20 protein-coding genes are annotated in these 26,324 nt (G+C 62.9%); 5 read left to right on the top strand and 15 right to left on the bottom strand.

Translation table 11 applies throughout. The features are described from left to right. Positions 1 to 55: 55 nt before the first annotated feature. Positions 56 to 589 carry a hypothetical protein gene (locus ACQ4WO_RS04045; RefSeq protein ID WP_436480640.1) on the bottom strand — a complete coding sequence of 178 codons (534 nt, stop codon included), beginning with the start codon at positions 587 to 589 and terminating at the stop codon, positions 56 to 58. A 164-nt stretch (positions 590 to 753) separates the two neighbouring features. Here ACQ4WO_RS04045 and ACQ4WO_RS04040 point away from each other — a divergent pair, with 164 nt between their 5' ends. After that, positions 754 to 2,949, top strand: coding sequence for an OsmC domain/YcaO domain-containing protein (locus ACQ4WO_RS04040; protein WP_436480319.1), 2,196 nt, complete (start codon positions 754 to 756; stop codon positions 2,947 to 2,949). Positions 2,950 to 2,972: 23 nt separating this feature from the next. Further along, the gene (locus ACQ4WO_RS04035) at positions 2,973 to 3,572 is read left to right on the top strand and encodes a 2-hydroxychromene-2-carboxylate isomerase (protein ID WP_436480318.1); all 600 of its coding nucleotides are present in this window, start codon (positions 2,973 to 2,975) and stop codon (positions 3,570 to 3,572) included. A 2-nt stretch (positions 3,573 to 3,574) separates the two neighbouring features. Here ACQ4WO_RS04035 and coaD read toward each other — a convergent pair whose 3' ends face one another. The 6 genes from coaD to ACQ4WO_RS04005 form a co-directional block, all read right to left on the bottom strand. Continuing rightward, positions 3,575 to 4,723: a pantetheine-phosphate adenylyltransferase gene (gene coaD, locus ACQ4WO_RS04030; RefSeq protein WP_436480317.1), complete on the bottom strand. Its 1,149-nt coding sequence runs from the start codon at positions 4,721 to 4,723 to the stop codon at positions 3,575 to 3,577. A gap of 104 nt (positions 4,724 to 4,827) precedes the next feature. After that, positions 4,828 to 5,796 carry an IS1595 family transposase gene (locus ACQ4WO_RS04025; RefSeq protein WP_436480316.1) on the bottom strand — a complete coding sequence of 323 codons (969 nt, stop codon included), beginning with the start codon at positions 5,794 to 5,796 and terminating at the stop codon, positions 4,828 to 4,830. 90 nt (positions 5,797 to 5,886) lie between these two features. Beyond that, positions 5,887 to 7,221, bottom strand: a complete 1,335-nt coding sequence (locus tag ACQ4WO_RS04020; protein ID WP_034750754.1) for an ATP-binding protein — start codon at positions 7,219 to 7,221, stop codon at positions 5,887 to 5,889. A gap of 2 nt (positions 7,222 to 7,223) precedes the next feature. Then, positions 7,224 to 7,883 carry a response regulator gene (locus ACQ4WO_RS04015; protein WP_034750756.1) on the bottom strand — a complete coding sequence of 220 codons (660 nt, stop codon included), beginning with the start codon at positions 7,881 to 7,883 and terminating at the stop codon, positions 7,224 to 7,226. A gap of 130 nt (positions 7,884 to 8,013) precedes the next feature. Then, a complete protein-coding gene (locus ACQ4WO_RS04010) occupies positions 8,014 to 9,528 on the bottom strand; it encodes a Do family serine endopeptidase (protein ID WP_139091517.1) in 1,515 nt (504 codons plus the stop codon). A 274-nt stretch (positions 9,529 to 9,802) separates the two neighbouring features. Beyond that, entirely contained in the window at positions 9,803 to 10,261 is a 459-nt protein-coding gene (locus ACQ4WO_RS04005) for an Hsp20 family protein (RefSeq protein ID WP_034750759.1), read from the bottom strand. Between the two features lie 221 nt (positions 10,262 to 10,482). On the opposite strand from ACQ4WO_RS04005, the gene ACQ4WO_RS04000 reads away from it, so the two are divergent. Beyond that, positions 10,483 to 10,833: a hypothetical protein gene (locus tag ACQ4WO_RS04000; RefSeq protein WP_034783462.1), complete on the top strand. Its 351-nt coding sequence runs from the start codon at positions 10,483 to 10,485 to the stop codon at positions 10,831 to 10,833. Between the two features lie 75 nt (positions 10,834 to 10,908). Here the strand turns inward: ACQ4WO_RS04000 and ACQ4WO_RS03995 are convergent, their stop codons facing one another. The 4 genes from ACQ4WO_RS03995 to imuA all read right to left on the bottom strand — a co-directional run bounded on the left by ACQ4WO_RS03995 (position 10,909) and on the right by imuA (position 14,649). Beyond that, complete coding sequence (locus tag ACQ4WO_RS03995; RefSeq protein WP_436480315.1) at positions 10,909 to 11,667, bottom strand: alpha/beta hydrolase family protein; 759 nt, start codon at positions 11,665 to 11,667, stop codon at positions 10,909 to 10,911. Between the two features lie 69 nt (positions 11,668 to 11,736). Then, positions 11,737 to 12,441: a glutathione binding-like protein gene (locus ACQ4WO_RS03990; RefSeq protein ID WP_436480314.1), complete on the bottom strand. Its 705-nt coding sequence runs from the start codon at positions 12,439 to 12,441 to the stop codon at positions 11,737 to 11,739. Positions 12,442 to 12,521: 80 nt separating this feature from the next. After that, on the bottom strand, positions 12,522 to 14,009 hold the full coding sequence (locus tag ACQ4WO_RS03985) for a Y-family DNA polymerase (RefSeq protein WP_436480313.1): 1,488 nt from the start codon (positions 14,007 to 14,009) through the stop codon (positions 12,522 to 12,524). Further along, complete coding sequence (gene imuA / locus ACQ4WO_RS03980; protein WP_436480639.1) at positions 13,939 to 14,649, bottom strand: translesion DNA synthesis-associated protein ImuA; 711 nt, start codon at positions 14,647 to 14,649, stop codon at positions 13,939 to 13,941. Before imuA ends, ACQ4WO_RS03985 begins: the two co-directional genes overlap by 71 nt. Positions 14,650 to 14,883: 234 nt before the next feature. Here imuA and ACQ4WO_RS03975 point away from each other — a divergent pair, with 234 nt between their 5' ends. Further along, positions 14,884 to 16,149, top strand: coding sequence for a putative Na+/H+ antiporter (locus ACQ4WO_RS03975; protein WP_436480312.1), 1,266 nt, complete (start codon positions 14,884 to 14,886; stop codon positions 16,147 to 16,149). Positions 16,150 to 16,200: 51 nt separating this feature from the next. Here ACQ4WO_RS03975 and ACQ4WO_RS03970 read toward each other — a convergent pair whose 3' ends face one another. The 3 genes from ACQ4WO_RS03970 to ACQ4WO_RS03960 all read right to left on the bottom strand — a co-directional run bounded on the left by ACQ4WO_RS03970 (position 16,201) and on the right by ACQ4WO_RS03960 (position 21,039). Next, a complete protein-coding gene (locus ACQ4WO_RS03970) occupies positions 16,201 to 18,234 on the bottom strand; it encodes a GNAT family N-acetyltransferase (protein WP_436480311.1) in 2,034 nt (677 codons plus the stop codon). A gap of 83 nt (positions 18,235 to 18,317) precedes the next feature. Beyond that, a complete protein-coding gene (locus ACQ4WO_RS03965) occupies positions 18,318 to 19,532 on the bottom strand; it encodes an MFS transporter (RefSeq protein ID WP_436480310.1) in 1,215 nt (404 codons plus the stop codon). Positions 19,533 to 19,839: 307 nt separating this feature from the next. Further along, the gene (locus ACQ4WO_RS03960) at positions 19,840 to 21,039 is read right to left on the bottom strand and encodes an extracellular catalytic domain type 1 short-chain-length polyhydroxyalkanoate depolymerase (protein ID WP_436480309.1); all 1,200 of its coding nucleotides are present in this window, start codon (positions 21,037 to 21,039) and stop codon (positions 19,840 to 19,842) included. A 235-nt stretch (positions 21,040 to 21,274) separates the two neighbouring features. Here ACQ4WO_RS03960 and ACQ4WO_RS03955 point away from each other — a divergent pair, with 235 nt between their 5' ends. After that, entirely contained in the window at positions 21,275 to 21,877 is a 603-nt protein-coding gene (locus ACQ4WO_RS03955) for a PRC-barrel domain-containing protein (protein ID WP_139091511.1), read from the top strand. Positions 21,878 to 22,058: 181 nt separating this feature from the next. Here ACQ4WO_RS03955 and hrpA read toward each other — a convergent pair whose 3' ends face one another. Beyond that, positions 22,059 to 26,270, bottom strand: coding sequence for an ATP-dependent RNA helicase HrpA (hrpA, locus tag ACQ4WO_RS03950; protein ID WP_436480308.1), 4,212 nt, complete (start codon positions 26,268 to 26,270; stop codon positions 22,059 to 22,061). Positions 26,271 to 26,324 lie beyond the last annotated feature (54 nt).

Here is a 26,324-nt window from a genome sequence, read left to right as displayed (position 1 = left end):
CCACAGCGTTTGGATCACATTACCATCAATTATATCGATCCACGCCCCACCAATTTCACAACTCATACACGCCCATGCTCCAGTAGCGGCTGCCTTGCCTGTTGCGGGCAAGCCAACCCAATGCCTGCAGCTCCTTGCCGATCAAACGATTCATGATGCCATGTCCGACCAGCAGCACAGGCCCCTTGGCGGCAAGCGCAACAAGCCGCTCGGCGGCGGCCCTGGCACGCTGCCGGGTGAGCGTGAGCGAATCCGAGCCGCGCGCATAACCGCAAAGCCAGAGCAGGCGGAAAATCACTGCCCAGGCTTCGGGCGGCAACCAGGGCGCTTTCCAGAGCGCAAAGGGAAGCTCCGCTTCAGTGAAAATCGCCTCTTGCGTGAATGGCAAGTCGCCCAGTGCCCTGGCCGATGAGCACGCCCTAGGCGCCGTGCTGGCCACGATGGTCGACGCGGAAAGCGCGGCCACGGGGCACTCCAGAGGAATGTCGCCCTCCTTGATCAGCGATTGATTGTAGAGATCAATCCACTGTCCCATTTGCATGGGCGCTATCCAGCCGCCCTTGGCGAGTTGCGGCGCGCCGTGACGCATCAGTGTTATTCGCATGTTCAGTCAGATCGCCTCATACATTTATCATGTCTCCTTCATTGCCCCGGCCGCTCCCGGCCAGCACGGCCGCAGTGAACAATCTTTGCCCTGCGGCAGAAAGCACGGATAATAGCGCCTAACTCATAAGCACTGTATTGGATTACCTCATGGAAATTAAAGTCAACTTTCTCGACAAGCTGCGTCTCGAAGCCAAGTTCGACGATTTTACGGTCATCGCCGACCAGCCCATCCGCTACAAGGGCGATGGCTCGGCGCCTGGCCCGTTCGATTACTTTTTAGCATCATCGGCACTGTGCGCGGCGTACTTCGTGAAGTTGTATTGCGATACACGCAATATTTCCACTGAAAACATCCGCCTGTCGCAAAACAATATTGTTGATCCAGAAAACCGTTACCAGCAGATTTTCAAGATCCAGGTCGAACTGCCGGCCGATATCTCGGCCAAGGACCGCCAGGGCATCCTGCGCTCGATCGACCGTTGCACGGTGAAAAAAGTGGTGCAAACGGGCCCCGAGTTCGTGATTGAAGAGGTGGAAAACCTGGACGCCGACGCGCAGGCCTTGCTGGCTTTAAATCCAGCCCCTGGCGCGAGCACCTATATCGTCGGCAAGGATTTGCCGCTGGAACAGACGATCGCCAATATGTCGGGACTGCTGGCGGGCCTGGGCATCAAGATTGAAATCGCCTCGTGGCGCAACATCATCCCGAATGTCTGGTCGCTGCATATCCGCGATGCGCATTCGCCCATGTGTTTCACCAACGGCAAGGGCGCGACCAAGGAAAGCGCGCTGGCGTCGGCGCTGGGCGAGTATATCGAGCGTCTCAGCAACAACCATTTCTACGCCGGGTCGTTCTGGGGTGAGGACATCGCCAACGCGCCATTCGTCCACTACCCGAACGAGCGCTGGTTCAAGCCGGGCCGCAAGGATGCGCTGCCGAAAGAGATTCTCGACGAATACTGCCTGGACATCTACAACCCCGATGGCGAGCTGCGCGGCTCGCACCTGATCGACACCAACTCCGGCAATGCCGAGCGCGGCATTTGCTCGCTGCCGTATGTGCGCCATTCGGATGGCGAAGTCGTGTATTTCCCGTCGAACCTAATCGAAAACCTGTACGTCAGCAATGGCATGAGTGCCGGTAATACGCTGGTCGAAGCGCAGGTGCAATGTCTGTCGGAAATTTTTGAGCGGGCCGTCAAGCGCGAAATCCTCGAAGGCGAAATCGCCCTGCCCGACGTGCCGCAGGAAGTGCTGGCGAAATACCCGGGCATCGTGGCCGGTATCGCCGGCCTGGAAGAGCAAGGCTTCCCCGTGCTGGTCAAAGATGCGTCGCTGGGCGGCGTGTACCCGGTGATGTGCGTCACCCTGATGAACCCGCGCACGGGCGGCGTGTTCGCCTCGTTCGGCGCCCACCCAAGCCTGGAAGTGGCGCTTGAGCGCAGCCTGACGGAATTGCTGCAAGGCCGCAGCTTTGAAGGCCTCAACGACTTGCCGCAACCAACGTTTGCCAGCGAAGCCGTCACCGAGCCGAATAACTTCGTCGAACACTTCATCGATTCCAGCGGCATCGTCTCGTGGCGCTTCTTCAGCGCCAAGGCCGATTACGATTTCGTCGAGTGGGATTTTTCCGGCCACGGCGAAAACTCGAATGCCGAGGAAGCAGCAACCCTGTTCGGCATCCTCGCCGGCATGGGCAAGGAAGTGTACACGGCCGAGTACGACCAGCTGGGCGCCACGGCCTGCCGCATCCTCGTGCCCGGTTATTCCGAGGTATATCCGGTCGAAGATCTGATCTGGGACAACACCAACAAGGCGCTGCTGTTCCGCGCCGACATCCTGAACTTGCATAGCCTGGACGATGCCAGCCTGGAAGACTTGCTCGATCGGCTGGAAAACAGCGAGCTCGACGAGTACGGCGACATCGCCACCCTGATCGGCATCGAATTTGACGAAAACACGGTGTGGGGCCAGTTGACGACGCTGGAATTGAAGCTGCTGATTCATCTCGCCTTGCAGCAGTTCGAGGAAGCGAAAGAGCTGGTGGAAACCTTCCTGCAGTACAACGACAACACGCTCGAGCGTAAACTGTTTTACCAGGCCATGAACGTGGTACTGGAAGTGGAACTCGATGACGCGCTGGAACTGGACGACTACGTCGTCAATTTCCGCCGCATGTTTGGCAACGAACGCATGGATGCAGTGCTGGGCTCGGTAGGCGGCAGCGTGCGCTTCTTCGGCCTGACCCCGACCAGCATGCAGCTGGAAGGCCTCGACAGGCACCAGCGCCTGATCGACAGCTTCAAGAAACTGCACGCGGCGCGCGCCAAGGCGGCCCGCTAGCATCATCACCTGGAAGCGATGCCATGGCCACACTGGAATTCTGGTTCGATTTCGGCAGCAACTACAGCTACCTGAGCGCCATGCGCATCGAAGCGCTGGCGCATGAAAAGAAGGTACGTGTGATCTGGAAACCCTTCCTGCTGGGCGTCGTGTTCAAGGCGCTGGGCTGGGAGACATCGCCCTTCATCTTGCAAAAACTCAAGGGCGACTACACGTGGCGCGACATGGCGCGCCAGTGCGAAAAGTACGCGTTGCCATGGCAGCAGCCGAGTTCCTTTCCCCGCACGGCCCTGTTGCCCATGCGTGTGGCCTTGATCGGCGCGGACCAGGGCTGGATTGCGCCATTCGCGCGCCGCATGATGGCGATGAATTTTGCCGCGGACCGCGATATCGACAACATCGAGGCAGTCAGTGAAGTTTTAGACGAGCTGGGCCTCGATGCGCGCACCGTCCTGGCGCTGGCTTTGACACAAGATAACAAGCTGCGGCTGCGCCGCCAGACTGAGCAGGCACAAGCGCTGAACCTGTTCGGCGCCCCCAGCTTCGTCAGCAACGGGGAATTATTCTGGGGCAATGACCGGCTCGAGGATGCACTGCTGCATGCAGCAGCCAGCCACCGTTAAACTCAATTCCCCGCCAGCACCGCGATCTCTTTCCGCATGTTGTCTATCGCCCGCTCGTTGTACTGATCGGCGAAATACGCATCGCCAAACAGCTGGCCCGCCTGCGCCTTGGCGCTCAGGTGCCGCAGGGCCAGGCCCCGCTGTTCATTGAAGCGCACGGGGTCCACGTGCGCGTATTCTCTTCCGATCGCTTGCGTGTAGGCTTGATACACTTCTTCATCCTGCCCCAGGATAGCCAGGTCGGCACTGAGCATGGCGTCCTTCAGCGCGTGGCTGATGCCGGGGCCCTGGAAATGGTCGGTGGCGCGTATCAATTGCGCTACATCGAGGTTATCGCCCGCATCAAGGCCGCTGGCCAGCCACAGCTGGGCGCTCGCCTCTTCGCTCGAATACAGGGCATCGTCGTCGTGGCTGTAGACGGCGTCGTGGAACCAGAACGCCTTCTTGACCAGCGCGCTGTCGCGCTTGGGCGCAAAGGTATTGTCGGCCCACACGCGGATCTCGGACAGGCCATGCACCAGGTGGTCGAGGTTGTGATAGTGGCGGTCCGCGCCGCCATACGCCTGCGGTCCCGTCAGGTGCGCGAACCAGTGGTCCGCCAGCGCGATGTCATCTTGCGAGGCGGTCGCGTAGTTCCACAGCGCTTCCCACTCCTTGCGCAGGCAATCGAGTATCCACGCCTGGTAGGCCGGGCCGGGGACGAATTTCTTCATGGTCCAGTTCCAGCCGACCGGCCCTTCCAGCGCCTTGACGAAGCTGGAACTGACGGAGCCGAGGTCGCGCGGCGGCATGACGAAGATGGTCTTGGCGCCCTGCAGCACATCGACGTTCGTTTGCTGAATCAAGTTTTCATAGTCGAAATCGGCCGTCGTGCGGATGCCGCGTATCAGGTAGTCGCAGCCGTGCTTTTTCGCCGCGCGCGCCGTGTAGTCGCCCTTGACGATGACCACCTGCACATTATCCCAGCCGCACTCGCGTGCGCTCTGTTCGATGATGCGCTTGCGGTCTTCAGCGGGAAATTGAGGGCGCTTGGCGGGGTTTTGCGACAGGAACACGATCACCTCGTCGGCGAGCGAACGCGCTTCGCCGATCACCCACATATGGCCGTTGGTGATGGGGTCGAGGGTTCCTGAAAAGCCGATCTTCTGCATGCTGCGCTCCGTTTGCTTGATTGCTTATTGCGCAGACAATATATGCCAGCGGCGCGCGCGTCAATGCAACATGCCAAAGATCATGATCAAAACGTTATTTTTGGCTATGTCACCGTCAGATGTGGAAATGCACCCAGCGTTGCTTTCAACAGCGTTTCCGGTGAACGGATGCGCCTGGCGTCGAGTATCCACCGCCATCCCAGGTAGTTCGGCAGGTAGCGCGTCGCCACGCCATGAAACGGACCTAGCCATTGCCGCAAACGGCTGTGATAGGCGTTGACGTTCTGCACGTGGGCGGCGCCCTGCACGCGGATGCCGGCGCGCACGTTGACGGCCTGGTGGCTGATACGAGCTTCCTGAGCAAAAGCCCGGTAGGCGGGATGGCCATCGGTAACCAGCAGCACGTCCTTGTCGATGACAGGCAACAAACAGTGGTGCAGCTGCGCCTTCGTCAACGCCCCTTTGCCCGTGACGAAATCGAGGGTCTGGCCCGTACGGTCGCGCGCCACCAGGATGCAGACCTGCTCATTGGAAATGCCGCGCTTGTGGGCATGGCCGCCACGGCGGCGCGCCGGACGCGTCATCTGCCGCGCTCCCTTTTCAGATTCCAGTACATACAGTTCGTCCGCTTCGGCAATGCCATGCAGGCCATGGGGCCGGTCCGTCTTGGCTAACGATAAAAACCGGTGACGCCAGCGAAACGTGGTGTTGCGGTGTACGCCCAGTTGGCTCGCCGCCTTGCGCACGGAATCCGATGCCAGCAGACAATCGGCGTAATCGCGCCACAGCGATTTATGGCGTAAGCGCGCCAGCGGCGTGCCCGTCAAGGCGTTGAAGGTGCGGCCGCAGGGCATGCAGCGGTAGCGCTGCAGGCCGTGCGCATGGCCATGCCTGTGCAGGTGCGCCGAGTGGCAGGCGGGACAGGCCAATCGCGGCTGCGCCACACTTTCCAGCAGCGCGACGATCGCGTCGTGTGGCGCGCTGCCACGCAGCAGGGCAATACCTGCTTGCCGCTGACGCTGGCTCAACTGAGCAAACTGCGCAATCAAGGTGATCCATTCGGCTGGCCGCATGATCTGCTCCCTGCGTGATTGATATGCAGAGTCAGACAGCTCAGCCACAGGAAAATTCCGACATTTCCCCTACTTGCCGAGGACAGAGCCCTATTTTTTCACGGCTTGCGGGAATTCCACGCGCACGCACAAACCGCCCAGGCGCTCGGATTTGTCCAGCACCAGGCGCGCGCCATGGCGCTCGGCGATGGCCTTGATGATGGCCAGGCCCAGGCCGCTGCCGTTGGCGTCCGTGCCGGGCACGCGGTAGAAGCGGCTGAAGACGCGCTCGCGCTCTTCGGGCGGAATGCCGGGGCCGCTGTCTTCCACCGATAACGTCACGCCAACGGGGCTGGCGCGCAGGTCGATGTCGACCGTGCCGCCCTGCGGCGTGTACTTGATGGCGTTGTCGACCAGGTTACGCAGCATGATGTTGAGCGCATCGGCCTGCCCCGCCACCTTGGCCGCATCCATGTGATGCAGGCCCAGGTCGATCTTGCGCGCCTGCGCGATGCCGGCCATGTCGCCCAGCGCGCGCTTGACGACATCGTTCAAATCCACCGCCTGCAGCTGGTCGCCGCTGGCGGCGCTCGCTTCCTGGCGGGCCAGCACCAGCAGCTGCTCGACCAGGCGCGTGGCCCGCTCGATGCCGGCGCTCACGCGGGAGATCGCCAGGCTGCGCTTTTCCTGCGATTCGGCCCGCTCCAGGCTCAATACCTGCAGCTTCAAGGCCGCCAGCGGCGTGCGCAATTCATGCGCGGCATCGGCAACGAAATGCTGCTGCGCGTCGAACGCCGTTTTGACGCGACCGAAGAGCAAGTTCAGCTCATGCACCAGCGGGCGCACTTCGTCGGGCAAGCCCGCTTCCGAGACGGGCGACAGATCGTCCGCCTGGCGCGCCGCCACCTGTTTGCGCACGCGCGAGACGGGCGCCAGCGAACCGCTGACGACCCACCAGACGACAAGCATCAAAATCGGCGCCATCAGGGCAATCGGGCCCACCGTGCGCAGCGCCAGGCTGCCGGCCATGCGCTTGCGCACGGCCATGTCCTGGGCGATCTGCACGGTCTGGGAACTGGTTTGCACGGAGAAGATGCGGTAGGTCGTGCCGTTGGCCTTTACATTCGAAAAGCCCAACACGGCGCGCTGCGGCAATTCCGCGCGCGTGATCGAACGGAACACCTGCACGCCGTCCGGCGTCCATACCTGCACCACCATGTCATTGTTGACGGGGTCGGCCGGCAAGGCTTGCGCATGGTTGGCCAGCGGCGCGCCGGAGCGCAGCGACAGGGCCATCTGCTGCATGTGATAGTCGAAAATCTGGTCGGCGTCGTACAGGGCGCTGCGGTAGGCGATCGACGCTTGCGCCAGGGCCGCCATGATGATGGCCGCCAGCAAAAACCACAGCAGGCGGCCGCGCAGCGAGTGCGTCACCGTGACCTTCATCCTCATGCCTTGGGCACCATGTAGCCGAGGCCGCGCACGTTCTGGATCAAGTCGCTGCCCAGCTTCTTGCGCAAGCCATGGATATACACTTCCACGGCATTGCTGTTGACTTCATCCTTCCAGCTGTACAGCTTTTCTTCCAGCTGCGCGCGCGACAGCACGATGCCGGGACGCGCGATCAAGGCTTCCAGCACGGCCCATTCGCGCGCCGACAGATTGACGGGATGCCCTTCGGCGATCACTTCGCGCGTCAGTGGATTGATGGAAACACCCTGGTGTTCGAAGACCGGTTCCGGCCGCCCCGAGGCGCGCCGCAGCAAGGCGCGGATGCGCGCCAGCAGTTCGTCGAGGTCGTACGGTTTCAAGACGTAATCGTCGGCGCCCGCGTCGAGGCCGGCGATGCGCTGCTCGATGGCGTCGCGCGCCGTGGCCACGAGAACCGGCGTGTCGAGTTTGCGCAAGCGCATCGAGCGCAGCACGTCGAGGCCATCCTTGCGAGGCAAGCCCAGGTCCAGCAATACCAGATCGTAGGTCTGCGTCTGCAGGGCCGTATCGGCCATGTCTCCATCCTTGACCCAGTCCACCGCGTAATGCTCGGCGCGCAGCAAATCGAGCACCACCTCGCCGATCATCGTATCGTCTTCTACCAGCAATAAGCGCATGGCTTGCCTCTCTATCTTGTTATGCTTGCTTTCACCCCAAAAGATGAAAAGCTGGGGTCGGCCCCGACGGGGGAATGTATCCCAATGGGACACATTCCGATCACGAAGTGACTGACCCGGTACTCATTCATTAACCTAAACGCACCGGAATAAAAATCTTGTCGGGTCCCCGCTGTATCAGCAAGGCGACCGACTTGGCGGATTTTTCCACCACGTCGCGCACTTGCTCGACCGTGTTGACGGGACGGCCATTGACCGACAATAGCACGTCGCCCGGCTGCACCCCGGCGTTGGCGGCAGCACCGCCCGCGTCTTCCACCAGCAGGCCGGCGCTGATGCCGGCCTCGCGTTTTTCATCCGATTGTAACGGACGCAGGGCCAGGCCCAGCTTTACCTTGCCGGCGGCGCTGTCGCTCTTCGCCACGTCGGCCACCTTGTCGGCCGCATTGCCCAGGGTTGCCGTCAGGCTGACGATCTTGCCGTCACGCCAGACATCCATGGTGATCTTGTCGCCTGGCAAGGACGTGCCCACCAGCGCCGGCAAGTCGGCCGAGCCGATGATGCGCTGGCCATTCACCTTGCGCACCACATCGCCCGACTTCAGGCCCGCCTTGTCGGCCGGGCTGCCCCGCTCCACATTGGCCACCAGCGCGCCTTCCGGCGTGGCCAGCTTGAACGAATCGGCAAAGCCCTGGTTGACTTCCTGCACCGTCACGCCCAGCTTGGCGTGGCTGGCCTTGCCCGTGGCGACGATCTGGTCCTTGATACGGCCGGCCAGATCGATAGGGATGGCGAACGACAGGCCCTGGAAGCCGCCCGTCTGGCTGTATATCTGCGAATTGATGCCGACCACTTCGCCGCGCGTGTTGAACAGCGGGCCGCCCGAGTTGCCGGGGTTAACGGCCACGTCCGTCTGGATGAAGGGCACGTTGCTGTCGTCGGGCAGGGAACGGCCCTTGGCGCTGACGACGCCGGCCGTCACCGTGCTGTCGAAGCCATAAGGGGAACCGATGGCCAGCACCCATTCACCCACTTTCAGGTCGCTCGAATGACCGAGCGGCACGACGGGCAGGTTGTTGGCGTCGATTTTCAGCACGGCGATATCGGTCTTCGGATCCGTGCCCAGCACCTTGGCGCGGAATTCGCGGCGGTCGTTGAGCTTGACAGTCACTTCGCGCGCATCGCGCACCACGTGGGCATTCGTCATGATGACGCCGTCGGGGCTGACAATGAAGCCGGAACCAAGGCCATGCGTGGGCACATCGCGGCCACCGCGCTGCCCGCCCTGCGGCCCCTGGAAGCGGCGGAAGAATTCGAAGAAGGGGTCGTTGCCGAAGTCGTCATTGCCGGCTTGGGCCGAGGGGTCGTAGGCCACCTTGGTACTGCCCGTGACGCTGATATTGACAACGGCCGGGCTGTTGCGCGCGGCGATCTGGCTAAAGTCGGGCAAGGCCACCAGCGGCGCGGCAGCGGCGGGCGCCACGGCGGCAGCCACGGGGGCGCCTGGGGCAGCGGCGGCGGCATTCGCGCCAGCATTGTTCTGATGCACCACCATGGCGCCACCGGCGCCCAGTACACCGATCGCGGCCAGCGCGGCTACAGTGCGTTTGATTTTCAGGGATGCGGTATTCGTTTGCTGTTCCATGAATTGCTCCTCATTTAATGAGATTTTGATGTCTGCAATAGTGGGCCACGAGTCTTAGGCGGTGCTTAACATTTTTCTATTTGGAAACAGGTATTTGCGCCTTTAAGCATGGCTTAATCTGGCCTGCCGCACGCACCTTGCATGGCGCTCAATGAAGGGCCCGAACGGGCTCCAGACGTGACACTGGCCGGATTAACCGGCCAGTATTTTACTGCATGGGGAGGGGATGTTCCCTCCCGCCAATGCCAGAGAGTGGCGCCGGGATCAGCTCAGCTCAGGCTGCCTGGCGCTGTTCCAGCACACTGACGGTATCGCTGCCGGCGCCGATCTCGATCTTGCGCGGTTTCAGTGCTTCCGGCACTTCACGCACCAGGTCGATGGTCAGCATGCCGTTTTCAAACGTGGCACCCGTGACCTTCACATGGTTGGCCAGCTGGAAACGCTGTTCGAAATCGCGGGCAGCGATGCCGCGGTGCAAGAACGTGCGCTCGACGCCATCTTTCTGCTTGCGGCCCGTGACGTGCAGGGAGTCGCGTTCGGTGATGATGTCGATCTCTTCGCGCGAGAAGCCGGCCAATGCCATCACGATGCGGTATTTATCTTCCGACACCAGTTCGATGTTGTACGGCGGATAGCTCGGTTGCGCATCGGCGCGTTGTTCGTTGAGCAGCTGTGCCAGGCGGTCAAAGCCAATGGCGGAACGGTAGAGGGGAGCAAGGTCAAAAGTACGCATGATAAATATCCTTTTCAAATGAAGCGATAAGAGGGGCGGACCTCACCATGAGCATCCGCCTGTTACCGATATACGGCCTCTCCAGCCCCTTTCAAGGCCTTGAAATTGGCGAAAAGCGCCCCAGACGCCGCTGAATTTGTAAGAAATTTTTACATGGCCCATCCAGCAGGATTTGCATGGCGCCCCCCATGCGGGGCCGGCTTTTGGTGTATGCTGGCGGCATGAACAATGACACCGACATCCAGCTCAGCGGCCCCTTCAAGGCCACCGACGGCTCCGGCCGTGCCCACGACATCAAGGCCATCCGCATCTTCGACGAAGGCTACGGCATCATCGACGTCTACGTCGATTTCGCCGCCCCGCTCGAAGCAGGCGCCTACAAGGACAAGACCCTGGTCGGCCATATCCTGGCCCGTCTGCGCAGCCTCGGCTACGTGGGCCCCGACTTCGGCCACGGCGACCTGGGCCTGCAAGACAAGAAACTGATCGTTCTGGAAGCGCCGGAAGAGTTTTCGGCCTTTGCTGTAAGTAAAGGCTGGAAAGATCTTTCGGCCGAGTTTGACGAAGACTGATCCGTTTTCTCCCCCATCTGCGCCGCGCCAGCTTCTGCTGCCGCGGCGTTTTTTCTTGGGCGGCCGCTTAGTTACTTAGCTGATATAGCGCGCGCTCCACGCGGCGATGACGTTGGCGACATAGGCCGCGTCATCGCGCCCCGTCAACAGATGGTCGGCGTCGTCGAGCGAAACGAAGCTTTTCGGGTGCTTGGCCGCCGTAAAGATATCCATCGCATTCGACAGGCTGACCGTCGTGTCGTTCGGCGCGTGCATCACCAGCAGGGCGCGGCGCAGGCCGGCGATGTGCTCTTTTAAGCTGTGGCTGCCAGCGTCGTCGACGAATTGCTGGCGGATACGGAAGGGCCGCCCTTCCAGCTGCACCAGCGCTTCGCCTTCGGCGGCGATTTTTTCCAGGTGGTCGCTAAACATGCGCGTCACGTAGGCGGGCGTGCTCGGCGCGGCCAGGGTGGCGATGGCGGTCGCTTCCGGCACTTGCGACGCGGCGGCCAGCACGGCGGCGCCGCCCAAGCTGTGGCCGATCAGCAATTGCGGCGCGGCGTGCCTGGCCCGCAAAAAGTCAGCGGCGACGACCAGGTCGTCCACGTTCGACGAGAAATTCGTGGCGGCGAACTCGCCTTCGCTGGCGCCCAGTCCCGTGAAGTCGAAGCGCAGCACGGCGATGCCGTGTTCCGTCAAGCCTTGCGCGATGCGCCGCGCGGCCAGCACGTCCTTGCCGCAGGTAAAGCAGTGGGCGAACAGCGCGTAGGCGCGGATGGCGCCATCGGGCGCATCGAGGCGCGCCGCCAGCACATGGCCGTGTGCGCCGGGAAAATCTTGCCGGGTGGATTTCATTGTCTCAGATCAAAGCTGCCGCGCAGCGCGGCCGATGGCGCATTGTAGCGCCGTCCGGCCACGGCTGTTTTAGCCACGCGATGGTATGTCGAGCCCCTTGATGACGGCAGGCCTGGCCAGGAAAGCATCCAGCACGCGCTGCACATTCGGAAAGTTATTAAAACCGACAAGATCGCCCGCGCCATAAAAACCCACCAGGCAGCGCACCCACGGGAAGATGGCGATGTCGGCAATCGTGTACTGGCTGCCCATGATCCAGTCGCGGCCCTGCAGGCGCTGCTCGAGCACGCCCAGCAGGCGCTTCGCCTCGCCGAGATAGCGCTCGAGCGGACGCTTGTCCTCGTAATCCTTGCCGGCGAATTTATGGAAAAAGCCCACCTGGCCGAACATGGGGCCGATACCGCCCATCTGGAACATCAGCCACTGTATCGTTTCATAGCGCAGGCCCGCGTCCTGGGGAATGAACTTGCCTGTCTTCTCAGCCAGGTACAGCAGGATGGCGCCCGACTCGAACAGCGCCAGCGGCTTGCCATCAGGGCCGTTCGGATCGAGGATGGCGGGAATCTTGTTGTTCGGATTGAGGGACAGGAATGCGGACGATGTCTGGTCGTTTGTCTCGAAGCTGACCAGGTGCGGCTCGTACGCCAGGCCCTGCTCTTCCAGCAGGATCGAGACCTTGATGCCGTTCGGCGTCGGCAGCGAGTACAGCTGCAGGCGCTCGGGATGCCGGGCAGGCCATTTTTGGGTGATGGGGAAGTCGGAAAGCTGTGTCATGGATATCCTTCGTTTCAATTAAGATGCGACGCCGGGGAGCCAGTATAGCCAAGCACGGCAGTTTCAGCAGGACAGCCTATTCAGCCAAACAAGCCATGCAAAAACCAGCGCGGCGCGGCGTCTTCTCCGCTGCCGGCGATGCGTTCGCGGTAGACCCAGTAATGGGCGTGGTCGAGGCCTTCGGCGATGAAATAATCGCGCGCCTGCGACTGGCCCCACCAGCCCGCCTCTATGCGTTCGGCAACGGACACCATTTTCAGAGGCGAGCCATAAAACGGCCGGTGCTCGCGCATCAGCAGGGCGATGGGCTGGGCCAGCAGCCAGCCGGGACGGGGCATGCCGGGCAAGCCCGGCGGCAAGTCCGGCTGGGCGTTCTTGGCGCCGATCTTGGCCGGCAGCGGCAGCCACTGGTTGGCTGCCTCGGGACGGTAATCGGCGCGCGGCGCGGCCTGCAAGACATTGTCCGTGCCCAGGCGCGCCACCAGCAATTCCAGCAGGCGCTGGCGTTCCTGCGGCGTGCCGCCCGGCTCGGGGAACAGGGTCTCGCTGGGCGGCGCCATCGGCTGCACCTGCAGCGCTTCCAGGGTCAGGCCGATCACGGGCGCCTCCAGCGCCAGCTGCGCCAGGCGCTCCTTGAGCAGGCGCACCAGGTGCTCGTCGCGCCACACGGCCTCGCCCAGCGCCAGGTCGATGACGGTGGGCGGACGCGCCACCCTGCCCCGCTCGTGCGCCAGCAGCAGCTGAATGCGCTCGACGGCAAATTGCCGCGCGCACAGCCAGCCCGTCATTTGCTGCAGCAGGCGGCGCGCGCCGAACAGCAGCGCGTCGGCGTGCTCCACGCGGTCGAACAATTCCAGGCTGGCGCGGAACGTGGGCGGCGCTTCGAGCCACACGAACAGTTCCGTGCTGTGGCCATGCGCATCATCGAGCATATCGAGCAAGGCTGCGCCGCAACGGCGCTGCAAGCCCGGCCGGGGCAAGTGGCGCAGCTGCCCCAGGGTGCGGCAGCCGATGCCCTCGAACCAGTCCAGGTAAGGGCGCGCAGGCGGCAGCAAGGCGCACGGCAGGCGGTCGAGGCGGCGGGTGAGGCTCTCCATGCCCAGCACGCGGCTCCGGCGCGTAGCGGCGCGCGCCAGCAGCCAGGCACCGCGTGCCGTCGGGGCGCACGACAGCTGGGCCGTGTAGCCGAGCGAGCGCAAGCTGGCCGCGATGTGCCGGCACAGGGCACGCACGCCGCCGAACAGGCGCAGGCTGGCGCCCGCATCGACGAGCAGGGTCGCTTCCTCGCCTTGCGCCACCAGCGGCGAATATTGCAGCAGCGCCAGCGCCACCGCTTGCAAGGCTTGCGCTTCCAGGTCAGGGGAGCGCTCGTGCAGGCGCGCCTGAGGCGCCAGCATCAGCGCACCGGCGCGGCGCATGCCCGGCCGGATGCCGGCCGCCCGCGCCAGCGGCGACACGGCCATCACTTGCTCCTGCTCCAGCACTACGCCCAGGCTGTCAGCCGACCAGCGCGGGCAAAACACTTCGAGCGGGAGCCGGGGCAGGCACAGGCCGATCCAGAGTCGCATGGCGTAGCAGTAATGAAGGAGGTTGCAGGGGCAGGAACAGGGGCGCGTCGCGCTGCGGTCCCCGGCGCTTGATGAAGCCGATCTCGATGCCGCCCGCGGCCGGGCGCACGGACAGGCGCAGCGGCGCCGGCGACGCATCCTGGGCACCGTGCAGCGGGCGCAGCATGCAGAACAGGGTGTTGCCGCTTTGTGCGGCCAGGTGCAAGCGGCGCAGGCTGTCGGCGCGTACGTGCGGCTGCCAGAACAGCAAGGCGCCGCACGTACCGCTGCGCAAGATATTTTCCGCCGCCCACAAGGCATCCTTGCTGCCGGCGCTTTTGAGCCACAGCAGTTGCGATGGCGCCAGTCCCTGCGCAGCCAGGGCCAGTGCCTGCGGCGGATGGGGCGGCTGCAACAGCACGATGGGCAAGCCCGGCAGTTGCGCCAGCGCGGGCGCCAGCAAGCGCAATTCGCCGCTGCCCGGCTGCTGCACCAGCAAGTCGATGAGGCTGCCGCTGGGCCAGCCCCCGCCGGGCAGCTGCGCGGACAGGGCGGCAAAGCCCGTGTCCAGGCAGCGCGTGGCGCCCTGCCCCAGCTGCGATGCGCGCCACAAGGACGGGTGCAAGGCTTCCGGCGAGGCCATCAATTGAGAATGTTGCATCATTGGATAGATAGATAGATAGATAGATAGATAGATAGATAGATGAATACTGTATGCATATACAGTACTATCCAGCTCCACTTTTAGCAAGGTTTATCTGACTGCCGCTACCGCCGGGGCCGCTCCGCCATGTCCGAAAAACCCCGTTTTTGGCATCGATTGCTGTACCATAAGCACTCTCCTTACCGGTTGGCAACGTACCAGCCGGCTTCCTCCGTCCATAAGGAAACGCATTTGACCACCATCCAAATCATCAGCGCCATCGTCTTCGGCCTTGCGCTCATCCACACTTTTGCCGCCAAGTCCTTTGAAACCTTGTCGCGGCGCCATCCCCGCCATGCGGGCTTGCTGCACTTGCTGGGCGAAGTGGAAGTCGTGTTCGGCTTCTGGGCCTTCATCCTGATCCTCATCATGGCCTTTGTCTCGGGCAGCGATGCGGCCATCGAGTATGCCGAGTCGCGCCATTACACGGAGCCCCTGTTCGTCTTTGTCGTCATGGTCGTGGCCGCCTCGCGCCCCGTGCTCGACGCCGTGCAGCGCCTGTTGAAAAGCGTAGCGCGCGTGATGCCGCTGCGCACGGAACTGGCCCTCGTCTGGCTGGGCCTGGCGCTCGTGCCCCTGACGGGTTCCCTGATTACGGAACCGGCCGCGATGACTCTGGCCGCACTGATGCTGGCGCCGCAAATCTTCCGCCCGGGCATCCCTGAATGGCTGAAATATGGCGCGCTGGGCGTGCTCTTCGTCAACGTTTCCATCGGCGGCACCCTGACTTCGTACGCGGCGCCGCCCGTGCTGATGGTGGCCACCACGTGGAGCTGGGATAGCGCCTACATGGCCAGCCACTTCGGCTGGAAGGCCGCCATTGCCGTGCTCGTCAACGCCACGGGCGTGAGCATATTGCTGCGCAAATACCTGCACAGCAACACTTCCGACATCAAGCCGAAGGCCGGCGAAGTGGAAGCGCCAAAAGTACCGCTGGCCGTCAGCCTCGTGCACATGATCGTGCTGGCCGGCGTGGTGACCCTGGCGCACCATCCCGTGCTGTTCATCGGCCTGTTCCTGTTCTTCCTCGGCTTCGTGCAGGCGTACGAGCGCTATCAAAGCCCGCTGATCCTCAAGGAAGGCTTGCTGGTCGGCTTCTTCCTGGGCGGCCTGGTGGTACTGGGCGGCATGCAGCAATGGTGGCTGCAACCCATCGTCTCGAGCCTGAAGCCGCTGGCCCTGTTCTTCGGCGCCCTGGGCTTGACGGCCATTACCGACAATGCGGCCCTCACTTACCTCGGTTCGCTGATCGTCGGCATGACGGACGAAGCAAAATACATGCTGATGGCCGGCGCCGTGGCCGGTGGCGGCCTGACCGTCATCGCCAATGCGCCGAACCCGGCCGGCGTGGCCCTGCTGCGCCGCGGCTTCAAGGATGAATCGATCGGCGCCGTCGGCCTGCTGGCCGGCGCCCTGCTGCCGACGGCCGTGGCGGCCTTGGCCTTCCTCGCTTTGTAACGCTACTCACGGGGCGGCTGCCGGCCGCCCCCTGCTTCCTCAATTTCCTCCTCAGTTACCCTCATACACGAGGAAATGCAGCCGGTCATAGAACAGGCTGTAGGCATAATCGAACGTGCCCACGCTGCGAAAACCCTTGTGCAGATACACTTGCAGCGCTTCGCTCTTTTCCCACACCGTCAAGGTAATACGCGCGCAGCCCTTGCGGCTGGCCAGGTCGCGGATTTCATGGAACATCTGCCTGAATAAACCCTGGCCCCGGTATTTCTCGTCGATGGCCAGGCTGCTGACGAAACAGTCGTCGGCGCGCGCATGCGCGAGCACGAAGGCGTCATACGCATCGTCGAGCGCCTTCATGTCGTCGCGGTAATAGGAGACGGCGCCGCAGGCCTGGAACTCGTCCATCGTCGCGGCCGTGAAAAAGCCGATGAAACGCTCGTCCTCGTCATACAGGCCGTGGATGTGCGCCAGATACGGGTCGATGTTTTGCCGCCGCTGCAATTCGACGAATTGCAGATTCAATTTATTGCCGAACGAGCAGTATTCGAGGTAGCTGGTGGCAAACAGCAGCTTCGCCATGCGGTTCTTCGTCTCGTCGTCCAGCAGTTCGCCCCGCACCAGCGTGAGAGGCGCATGCGACAGCAGATCCGCCTGCGCCTCGTCACCTGGCGGGGCGGCATCGCTGACGGCCGGCATGCGCCTGCCGTGGCGGCCGACGGTCGGGCGCCAGAAAGCACCGGCGGCAATATGCTGCGAACGGTGGGCCAGCAGGTAGCGGCAAAAGACGGTATTTACGCGGTCGAGCTGCGGGTCGTCCGACAGCACCGAGTAATAGTGAAAATGGTCGATGTCGGCCCGCAGCTGGGCCGCATACGCCATGCGCGGTACTTCCTCGATATCGAACACATCGACGATGTCGGGCAGGATCATAGGATCGTCAAGCTGCCAGCCGATCTCGTCGAGCCGCGCCACACAACGCGCATACGCGCGCCGTTCCTCGTCGCTCAAGGGAATGTGCATGTCGGTAATGATATCGTCCAGCAAGCGCATACCGCGGATGCCGCCCACCACCGCTTCCCGCGCGCCGTCATACAGCACGCAATAGCGCTGGTAGAACTCGGCATGGCTGAGCACGGTCACGCCCAGGTTTTTCTTCCATTCGGCATAGAACTGGCCAAACAGCCGCGCCTCGAATTGCGGACAGGAACGGGGAACCTGCGCGTCGATGCCCGCATAGGCGAGGTTCACATTGCGCTGGATCACGCGCAGCGCGGCATCGTTCTTCTTGGCGATCAGCATGCCCGTTTCATCGAGAAACAGATTCATCCAGCTGACATGCCGGCGCTCTTCGCCGTCACCATCCTTGCGCTGGAAATAATCGGGCACTTCCGGCTTCATCAGGAAAATCGTCGCCGGATGATGCGGGATCGTATCGACATCCATATACAGGCCGCCGTATTCGCACATGATGAGGATGCGGAAATAATCGGACAAGGTGGCGAAGTAGCGCTGCGTATGCAGGGTATCGAGGGTGTCGAAGCGGGCCGGCGCGAAATCGAGCGCCAGCGCGCGCAGCGAGTTGATATGCAGGGTCGTGCCGCCGATGGCGTAGCGGCCTATCGTGTAGCGCCCGGCGCCGCCCGTGGGGCTGAAGCGCTCGTCATTGCGCAGCTGCTGCGCATCCCATACCCACAGGATGGAAACGTACGGCGCGCCGCCGTTGCGCCGCACCTCGTCGAGCGCCGCGCCCCACTGCCCGATCGCTTCGGCCGCGATGGCCGGCAACGGTCCGCCCATCCAGATGCGGTGCAGGTAGCGCTCGTCGTCGCCGAGCGCGCGCGTGGGGATGCAGCTGAGCGAGGAGCAGCTTGCGGCGTTGAAATGATTGAAGTTCAGGGAGACGAAGCTGCGCAGGGCGGCGATGCCCGTTTGGTGCTCCACGGCCAGTTGCTCCAGGTCGCTGCCGGCCGGCCGGACATCGGCCAGGGTGATGTAATCGAGTTTCAGCCGGTTGATGCGGAACTCGTATTCGAGGTTGAAAATCTTTGCTTGATCGTGTTTCGAGGCCAGGTCATCTATTTTCATGGGCGCACCATTTTCCGCAGGAGAGTGTCAATAAACTTCGCAGGAGGTAAAGCAAGGTCGAGAACAGACGCATCGTTGCGCCATCAGTGCCGGGCCAGCCGCACCACGCTTTCCCGGCGTCCCGCCATGCCCCGCGTAAACAGCAGCAGGCAGGCCGTGATGGCCACGATGACGGGAATATTGAGCAGCGCATACGTTTCCAGCGCATAGCCGAAGCGCTGGCACAGCACGTTGTACAACTGCAGCCAGGCGGACAGATAAATGCAGTACAGCAAGCTCATGGCGGCCGTCGTCAAGGTCATCGCCTCCTTGCTGGCCGTGATCGCGCTGCGGATCAGCGCGCCGTTGAACAGGCCGAAACCGATGGAATAGACAAACATGCAGGCGGCAAACACGTCGACGTGATGGCGGCCCGCGCCGGCGCCCAGCATGCCGGCGGCCGCGATCAGCCCGCCCATGCGCAGCAGGGAGACGAGGGGGAAATCCTGGCGCAGGCGCTGGATGGCGATGCTGCTGAGGACAAAGCCCGACAAGATCACGCATTGCAGGGCGATATACGTGGCGTAGGACGCGCCCATTTCCTGCAGCACGAAGATGGGCGAAAAGCCGATCCAGGCCGTCAGGGGCACGGTGGCCAGCCCTGCCGTGAACATGCCGAACATGAAGCGCCCGTTGCTGAAAATGGCCGCGTAGCTGCGCACGATGGCGGCCAGGTCCGGGCGCGTGACCTTGGGCGCCGTGCGCGGCATGCTCTTGAACAGGCCCAGCAAGGACAGCAGCGCCAGCAGTCCCGAGAGGAAAAAAACGTAACGCCAGTCCAGCCGGCTGATGATGGCGCTGCCGAGGATGGGGCCGGCCAGGGGCGCGAGGATGGTGGTGCTCGACAAAATGCTGCTCAGCTTGACGGCCGCCATGTCGTCGAACAGTTCATGGATCATGGCATAGCCGATGAAGATGAAGCAGCAGCCCATGCCCTGGATGAAACGCACGGCGAGAAATTGCTCGATCGAGGCGGTCAATGGCACGGCCAAGGTGGCCAGCAGGAACAAGGTATTGCCGGTCAACACCAGCTTGCGCTTGCCGATGCAGGCCGCCAGGGGCCCGAGGAAAATCTGCAGCGAGCTGCCGCCCAGCAGATACAGGCTCAGGGACAGGGGAACGAACTTTTTTTCCGCCTGGAACTCCTCGACGATGCCCAGCATCGCCGGCATGATCATGTCGTTCGACAGATAGATGTTGAGCTCAAAGACAAGGAAAAACGCAAAAAACCACAGCAACTGCTTCGACTTGATGGACATGGCGCGTTCCGTAACGTGGGTGGCTGCCGTCAGTGCGTATCAGCCGTCGGGGCATGGGACGGCGAACACGGTTTCACACTGAAAACGTGTACCAATTGTATACCAATTTGTATTTTTAGCACCTGTTTTTGTTATTTTTAAATACCGCAGCAATACCACTTGAATGAAATCCATGGTACTGCGAGATTGGAAATCTGCGCTGAAAAGGGCGCGGCCAGCGTGCCGGCGCGCTGGCCGCGGCCTGCGGGGAAAGGGAGAACGATGCGTACCAGTGCCAGCGCACCGTTGCGGCGCGCGGCACGCCCGCTTATCGGCGGCGGTGGCTGGCGAAGAAATCGAGCAGCATCTTGCTGGCGTCGGGCTTGGCCTTGTCGTTGAACGGCAGGCTGGCGTCGCCGCCGCTCCACGCGTGCTCGAGGTGCTCGACCTGCGCCACGCGCAGCAGCACATCCTTGCCCACCTGATAATCGTGTAGCGCATACGCATGGGCCGGATTGCGCCCGCCCGCCGCGCCGCCAGGCAGGCGCTGTGCCGTCACCACGGTATCGAACGGCAAGCGGTTGACGCGCACGCTCTGGCGCACCAGCTGCGTCTGGTTAATGGACCGCACCACCTTGTCGGCCAGCCCTTGCAGCAGGATGGTGGGCAGGCGGGGAAAGGCGGGCTGGCGCGCCAGCACTTCATCGATGGCCGCATCGGCGCGGGCTGCAGCGCCATGTTGCATCACGCCCAGCGCCCCGATCAGGTTATGCCCGGCGCCAAAGACGGGCCCGGAATGCAGGCCCAGCGCCGCGAACAGATGGGGATGATTCAGGGCCACGATATGCGCCATGCCGGCGCCGGCGGAAATACCGCAGATATAGATGCGCGCGCGGTCGATCGCATAGCGGGCCGCCACCTGCTCGATGGCGCCGACGATCAGGCGCACGTCACCGCCGCCCTCCTGCGTCAGCTTGTCATACCATTTCCAGCAGCGGCGCGCATGCGAGCGCAACGATTGCTGCGGATACAGCACGGCGTAGCCCTTGCGCTCGGCCAGACGATTCATGCGCGTGCCTTCGGCAAACTGCGTGGCGCTCTGTTCGCAGCCATGCAGCATCACCAGCAGCGGCCGGCCCCGGCTGCGCATGGCGACGCTCGGCGCCTTCTCGGGCAGATACAGGAAATACGGCAGGCGCCGGCCCGGCAACTGGCCCAGTTCCGGCAGCGGCGCATAGTGGGCGGCCAGCCACTTGCCCGGCGGGGGCGCCGTTCGCTTGCGCACGCGCGGTGGCGACAGGGGCGTGGCAAAGGGCGCCAGCGAGGGTACGGCGTCGCTGGCGGGCCTGGCGCGTGGTTTGGCGATTGTTTTGGCCTTGGTCTTGAGCACGGGCTTGCTGCGGGGTTTGGCCTTGGGCTTGGCTGGCACGGGGCCGAACAGCACCTTGGCCAGCTTGGTCGCCGTGCGCTGCTGCGCCTTACCGGCGCGCAATAACCCGCGCAGCCATTTGGTGGCGGGCTTTACCATGGCACGCGGCGTGCGTGTCGTTGTGGAGCGTACCGCAAGTTCATCCCACTGCATCGTTGCGTCATCAGCATGTGCGGCCTCCTCCTTGGAACGCATAGAGTACCGCAATTGGCTGACAGCACCGTACGTTTGCACACCGATAAAAGTGCCGCTGGCACCATTGAGGCAGATCAAACGCCACATAGTGCGTATGCTTAATCTGGATGTTCGATCAGCACTTCATAGGAGAAATACCATGAGCTATCTGGACCGCGACATCCTGGGCATGTACCGTAACCACGACGGCCCGGGGCCGGCCCTGATGGGGGCCGATACCCTGATCGGGGACGATGTCTACAATCACGAAGACGAGGAGCTGGGCGACATCAAGGAAATCATGCTCGACATGCGCACCGGCCAGATCGCCTACGCCGTGCTGTCCTTCGGCGGCGTCCTGGGCATGGGCGACAAGCTGTTCGCCGTGCCCTGGGAACGCCTGACCCTGGACACCGTCAACAAGCGCTTCCTGCTGAACGTCGACAAAGACTTGCTGAAAAACGCTCCCGGCTTCGACAAGAACAACTGGCCCGACATGGGCAGCGAAGCCTGGAACCAGCAGATGGAAGCGTTCTATGGCAGCAGCACGCGCTACGGCAGCGGCGCCATGGCAGGCAGCCACATGCCATCCGGCAGCGACCTGCGCAGCGGCGCCAGCCTGCAATCGGGCAGCGAAGGCAGCCTGACCGGCAGCTCCATGAGCGGCAGCCGCGCCGGCACGGGCAGCAGCCAGGGCGACCTGGGCGACTTGGGCTCGCGCTCCTCGCTCAGCGATGATGATGATCTCAACAAGCGCACTTGAGCCGGGTAGGTCGGGTAGGATGGATTAGCGGAGCATGTTGCTGCCCATCGTTAGCGTCAAGGCGCCTCTAGAAACCGTAGCGAGCAAGTTCAATATCGCGTTGAGTAGCGCAACCGTACTCTAGTACGGTGAGCAACGCCGACGCGATAGTGAGCTGCGCAGTAGGTTTATAGAGGCGCCATCACCGCTGCATCGACTCCCATACCTTCTGCAGGCGTTTGGCAGAAACCGGCATCGGCGTCCGTAATTCCTGCGCAAACAACGACACGCGCAGCTCTTCCAGCATCCAGCGGAAGTCGACCAGCTTCGGATCCGTATTCTTGCCGGCCTGGCGGTCCTTGGCCTGGCGCAGATACGGCGCAGCGGCCGATTGCCATTCGGCCATCAACTTGGTGTCGCGCGCGGGGTCGGCGCGCAGTTTTTCCAGGCGTACGTTGATCGCCTTCAGATAGCGGGGGAAATGCGCGAGCTGCGTGTACTCGTTTTCCGTCAGGAAGCGTTTATGCACGAGGCCTTGCAGCTGCGACTGGATATCGGTGGCGGCCGCTGCAGGAATATTCTGTAGGCGCTTGGGCAAGCCGTGGAATTCCGTCAGCACTTGCGACAGCAAACGGGCGATTTCATTGACCAGCAGAACCAGGCGCGACTTGCCCTCGACCTGGCGCTTGGCGAACGAGGCGGCGTCCAGCGGCAGCGGATCTTGCAGGCAGGCGATGTCGAGCGCCTTGTTGATGATTTGCTCGCGCAGCTCTTCCTGCGAACCGAGGGCCATGAATTGCATGCCCATCTGCTGCAAACCGGGGATGCTTTTCTCGACGTATTTGATCTGCTCCTTCATTTGCAGCGCGAACAGGCGGCGCAAGCCCACCTTGTGCGTGCGGGCGGCCACGGTCGGGTCGTCAAACACTTCCAGGTCGCAATGCGTGCCCTTATCGACCAGCGCGGGGAAGCCGATCAGGGTCAGCTTGCCCTGCACGATTTCCAGCAACTCCGGCAATTCGCCAAAGGTCCAGCCCGTCAAGCCCATGTGCTGCGAAACGGTGGCATTGCCGGACGCTGGCGCGGCAGCAGCAGCTGCGCCCTTGGCTGGCGCACCGCCTTTGCCTGCTGCCGCGTTGGCGGCGGCGCCCTGCGCCTGCGCTTGCAGACGCGACGCCACTTGCGCACCCGCCACCTTGGCACCGGGCGTGCCCGTGCCGGAAACGCCCGACACTTCGGCCAGTTTCTGGAAGCTCTGGCGCGCCTGGCCGCCGAATTCCGCTTGCAAGGTGGCCAGGTTGCGGCCCATGTCCAGCTGGCGGCCATGCTCGTCGATCACCTTGAAATTCATGAAGTGATGGGCAGGCAGGGTTTCCGGCTTGAAGTCCGTCGTCAGCACATTGATCGTGATCTGCGTGCGGATGTCTGCGATGATAGCGTCGATCAAGTCACCGCGGCCGAACACGCCCGCTGCATGCACGCGCTCGCAGAATTTCGCCGCGTAATCGGGCAGCGGCACGCAGTGGCGGCGCAGCTTTTGCGGCAGGGATTTGAGCAGCAGATGCACCTTTTCCTTCAGCATGCCCGGCACCAGCCATTCGCAGCGCTCGCGCGGCAACTGGTTCAAGGCATACAAGGGCACGCTCAAGGTCACGCCATCGCGCACGCTGCCTGGCTCGAAGTGGTACGTGAGTCCCATTTCCAGGCCCGTCACGGACATGGTTTTCGGGAACAGGTCCGTCGTCACGCCGGCCGCCTCGTGACGCATCAGCTCTTCGCGATTCAAATACAGCAGCTTCGGATTGTCGCGCGTGGCTTCCTTGTGCCACTTCTCGAAACCGGCGCCGTTGCACACGTCCGCCGGCAGCAGCTGGTCGTAGAAGGCGGCGATCAGTTCATCGTCGACCAGCACGTCCAGGCGGCGCGACTTGTGCTCGAGGTTTTCAATGTCCTTGATCAGTTTATGGTTGTGCGCAAAGAACGGCGCGCGCGTGTCGAAGTCGCCGCCGACCAAGGCGTCGCGGATGAAGATTTCGCGCGCTTCCGGCAAGTTGAAATTGCCGTAATTGATGCGGCGCTGGCTGTACACCACCAGGCCGTACAGGGTCGCGCGTTCCGACGCCGTCACTTGCGCCGAACGTTTTTCCCAGCGCGGCTCGCCCCACGATTTCTTCAACAGATGCACGCCGACTTTTTCCAGCCACTCGGGCTGGATCTGCGCCACGCAGCGCGCATACAGGCGCGTCGTGTCGACCAGCTCGGCCGCCATGATCCACTTGCCCGGCCTTTTCAGCAGCGAGGAACCGGGCCAGATATGGAACTTGATGCCGCGCGCGCCGAGATACCCGGCGCCCGGCTCGTCCTCGCCCTTGAAGCCGATATTGCCGAGCAAACCGGTCAGCAAGGCCATGTGCAGATTGTCGTAGGTGGCCGGCGCTTCGTTCAATCGCCAGCCCTGCTCCTTGACGATGGTCAGCAGCTGCGAATGCACGTCGCGCCATTCGCGCAAGCGCATCTGCGACAGGAAATGCGTGCGGCAATTGTCTTGCAGCTGGCGGTTGGTTTTCTTGTGCTCGATGGCCGATTCGAACCAGCGCCAGATTTTCAGGTAGCTCAAGAATTCCGACTTTTCATCGGCAAATTTCTTGTGCGCTTCGTCGGCCGCCTGCTGGTGTTCCATCGGGCGGTCGCGCGGGTCTTGCACGGACAGGGCGGAAGCGACGATCAGCACTTCCGTCAGACACGCGTTGTCGAGCGCGGCGAGGATCATGCGGCCCACGCGCGGGTCGAGCGGCAGCTTGGCCAGTTTGTTGCCCAGCGGCGTGAGTTTATTCACCTCGTCAACGGCGCCCAGTTCCTGCAGCAGCTGGTAACCGTCGGCCACCGCGCGCGCCAGCGGCGGCTCGATGAAGGGGAAGGTTTCCACGTCCGTCAGGTGCAATGACTTCATGCGCAAGATGACGGCGGCCAACGAGGAGCGCAGGATTTCCGGCTCCGTGAATTTCGGGCGCAGCAAATAATCCTGCTCTTCGTACAAGCGGATGCAGACGCCGTCGGCCACGCGGCCGCAACGCCCGGCGCGCTGGTTGGCGGCCGACTGGGCGATCGGCTCGACCTGCAACTGTTCGACCTTGTTGCGGTAGCTATAGCGTTTCACGCGCGCCAGACCCGCGTCGACCACGTAGCGGATGCCGGGCACGGTCAACGAGGTTTCCGCCACGTTGGTGGCCAGCACGATGCGGCGCGCATTGCTGGTTTTAAACACGCGCTCCTGCTCCTCGGCCGACAGGCGGGCGAACAGGGGCAAAATCTCCACGTGCGGCGGATGGTGCTTGCGCAGCGCTTCGGCGCAGTCGCGGATTTCGCGCTCGCCCGGCAGGAACACCAGCACGTCGCCCGAGCCGATCCGGCACAGCTCTTCCACGCCATCGACGACGGCATCCATCAGGTCGCGCTTTTCGCGCGCGGCTACACGTACATTCGCCGTGCGCTGGCCAGGCTTGTCGGGATTGGCGGCGCCGGGCATGGCGACCTGTTCACGCTCGACGGGACGGTAGCGCACTTCGACCTGGTACAAGCGGCCCGACACTTCGATCACGGGCGCCGGCTTTTCCGGCGTGCCGAAATGGCGCGCGAAGCGTTCCGCATCGATGGTGGCCGACGTGATAATGATTTTCAAATCGGGCCGGCGCGGCAGCAGCTGTTTCAGGTAGCCGAGCAGGAAATCGATGTTCAGACTGCGTTCGTGCGCTTCATCAATGATGATGGTGTCGTAGTTTTTCAACAACGGGTCGGTCTGCGTCTCGGCCAGCAAGATACCGTCCGTCATCAGCTTGACGGACGCGCCCTTCGTCAAGGTGTCGGCAAAGCGCACCTTGAAACCGACCGTTTCGCCCAGCGGCGTGCCCAGTTCCTGGGCGATGCGCTTGGCCGTCGACGAAGCGGCGATACGGCGCGGCTGCGTGTGGCCGATCAATCCTTTTTGGCCACGCCCCAGCTCCAGGCAAATCTTCGGCAATTGGGTCGTCTTGCCGGAACCCGTCTCGCCCGAGACGATGATCACCTGATTGTTCAGCAGGGCCTTGGCGATTTCTTCGCGCCGGCCCGAGACGGGCAAGTCTTCCGGATACGTAATCGGCGGCAGCGGATTGCGGAAAGTCTTTTCCGCCTCGCGCGCGGCGCGGGCTGCGTCACGACTTTCGCGGCTTTCCTGCCCCTCACGCGGCGGGCGCGGCGCACGCTGCTGCTGTTGCTGTTTCTGTTGTTCCGCGCGCGGCGGCTGCTGCCTTTGCTGGCTCACGGGCGGGCGCTGGCGGCCCGGCGCAGGCGCGGCGGCAGGCGCGGCAACATCCCCGCTGGCGGGCACATTTGCAACGTTGGAAGGAGGGGAAGACTTATTGCTGGCTGAAGACATTGTTTTTTACAGGTATTTTAAGCGCGCACATCGCGCAGCGAATTATAATGCGCT

Source organism: Janthinobacterium aestuarii, from assembly GCF_051380835.1.
Classification (GTDB): Bacteria; Pseudomonadota; Gammaproteobacteria; order Burkholderiales; family Burkholderiaceae_D; genus Janthinobacterium; species Janthinobacterium aestuarii.
The sequence above is the reverse complement of the archived record's forward strand: the minus strand, read 5'-3'. Positions and strand labels throughout refer to the sequence as shown.

Coding starts and splice junctions, on each gene's coding strand:
- ACQ4WO_RS04045 (WP_436480640.1), bottom strand. CDS start 589: ATGCGTCACGGCGCGCCGCAACTCGCCAAGGGCGGCTGGATAGCGCCC.
- ACQ4WO_RS04040 (WP_436480319.1), top strand. CDS start 754: ATGGAAATTAAAGTCAACTTTCTCGACAAGCTGCGTCTCGAAGCCAAG.
- ACQ4WO_RS04035 (WP_436480318.1), top strand. CDS start 2,973: ATGGCCACACTGGAATTCTGGTTCGATTTCGGCAGCAACTACAGCTAC.
- coaD (WP_436480317.1), bottom strand. CDS start 4,723: ATGCAGAAGATCGGCTTTTCAGGAACCCTCGACCCCATCACCAACGGC.
- ACQ4WO_RS04025 (WP_436480316.1), bottom strand. CDS start 5,796: ATGCGGCCAGCCGAATGGATCACCTTGATTGCGCAGTTTGCTCAGTTG.
- ACQ4WO_RS04020 (WP_034750754.1), bottom strand. CDS start 7,221: ATGAAGGTCACGGTGACGCACTCGCTGCGCGGCCGCCTGCTGTGGTTT.
- ACQ4WO_RS04015 (WP_034750756.1), bottom strand. CDS start 7,883: ATGCGCTTATTGCTGGTAGAAGACGATACGATGATCGGCGAGGTGGTG.
- ACQ4WO_RS04010 (WP_139091517.1), bottom strand. CDS start 9,528: ATGGAACAGCAAACGAATACCGCATCCCTGAAAATCAAACGCACTGTA.
- ACQ4WO_RS04005 (WP_034750759.1), bottom strand. CDS start 10,261: ATGCGTACTTTTGACCTTGCTCCCCTCTACCGTTCCGCCATTGGCTTT.
- ACQ4WO_RS04000 (WP_034783462.1), top strand. CDS start 10,483: ATGAACAATGACACCGACATCCAGCTCAGCGGCCCCTTCAAGGCCACC.
- ACQ4WO_RS03995 (WP_436480315.1), bottom strand. CDS start 11,667: ATGAAATCCACCCGGCAAGATTTTCCCGGCGCACACGGCCATGTGCTG.
- ACQ4WO_RS03990 (WP_436480314.1), bottom strand. CDS start 12,441: ATGACACAGCTTTCCGACTTCCCCATCACCCAAAAATGGCCTGCCCGG.
- ACQ4WO_RS03985 (WP_436480313.1), bottom strand. CDS start 14,009: ATGCGACTCTGGATCGGCCTGTGCCTGCCCCGGCTCCCGCTCGAAGTG.
- imuA (WP_436480639.1), bottom strand. CDS start 14,649: ATGCAACATTCTCAATTGATGGCCTCGCCGGAAGCCTTGCACCCGTCC.
- ACQ4WO_RS03970 (WP_436480311.1), bottom strand. CDS start 18,234: ATGAAAATAGATGACCTGGCCTCGAAACACGATCAAGCAAAGATTTTC.
- ACQ4WO_RS03965 (WP_436480310.1), bottom strand. CDS start 19,532: ATGTCCATCAAGTCGAAGCAGTTGCTGTGGTTTTTTGCGTTTTTCCTT.
- ACQ4WO_RS03960 (WP_436480309.1), bottom strand. CDS start 21,039: ATGGTAAAGCCCGCCACCAAATGGCTGCGCGGGTTATTGCGCGCCGGT.
- ACQ4WO_RS03955 (WP_139091511.1), top strand. CDS start 21,275: ATGAGCTATCTGGACCGCGACATCCTGGGCATGTACCGTAACCACGAC.
- hrpA (WP_436480308.1), bottom strand. CDS start 26,270: ATGTCTTCAGCCAGCAATAAGTCTTCCCCTCCTTCCAACGTTGCAAAT.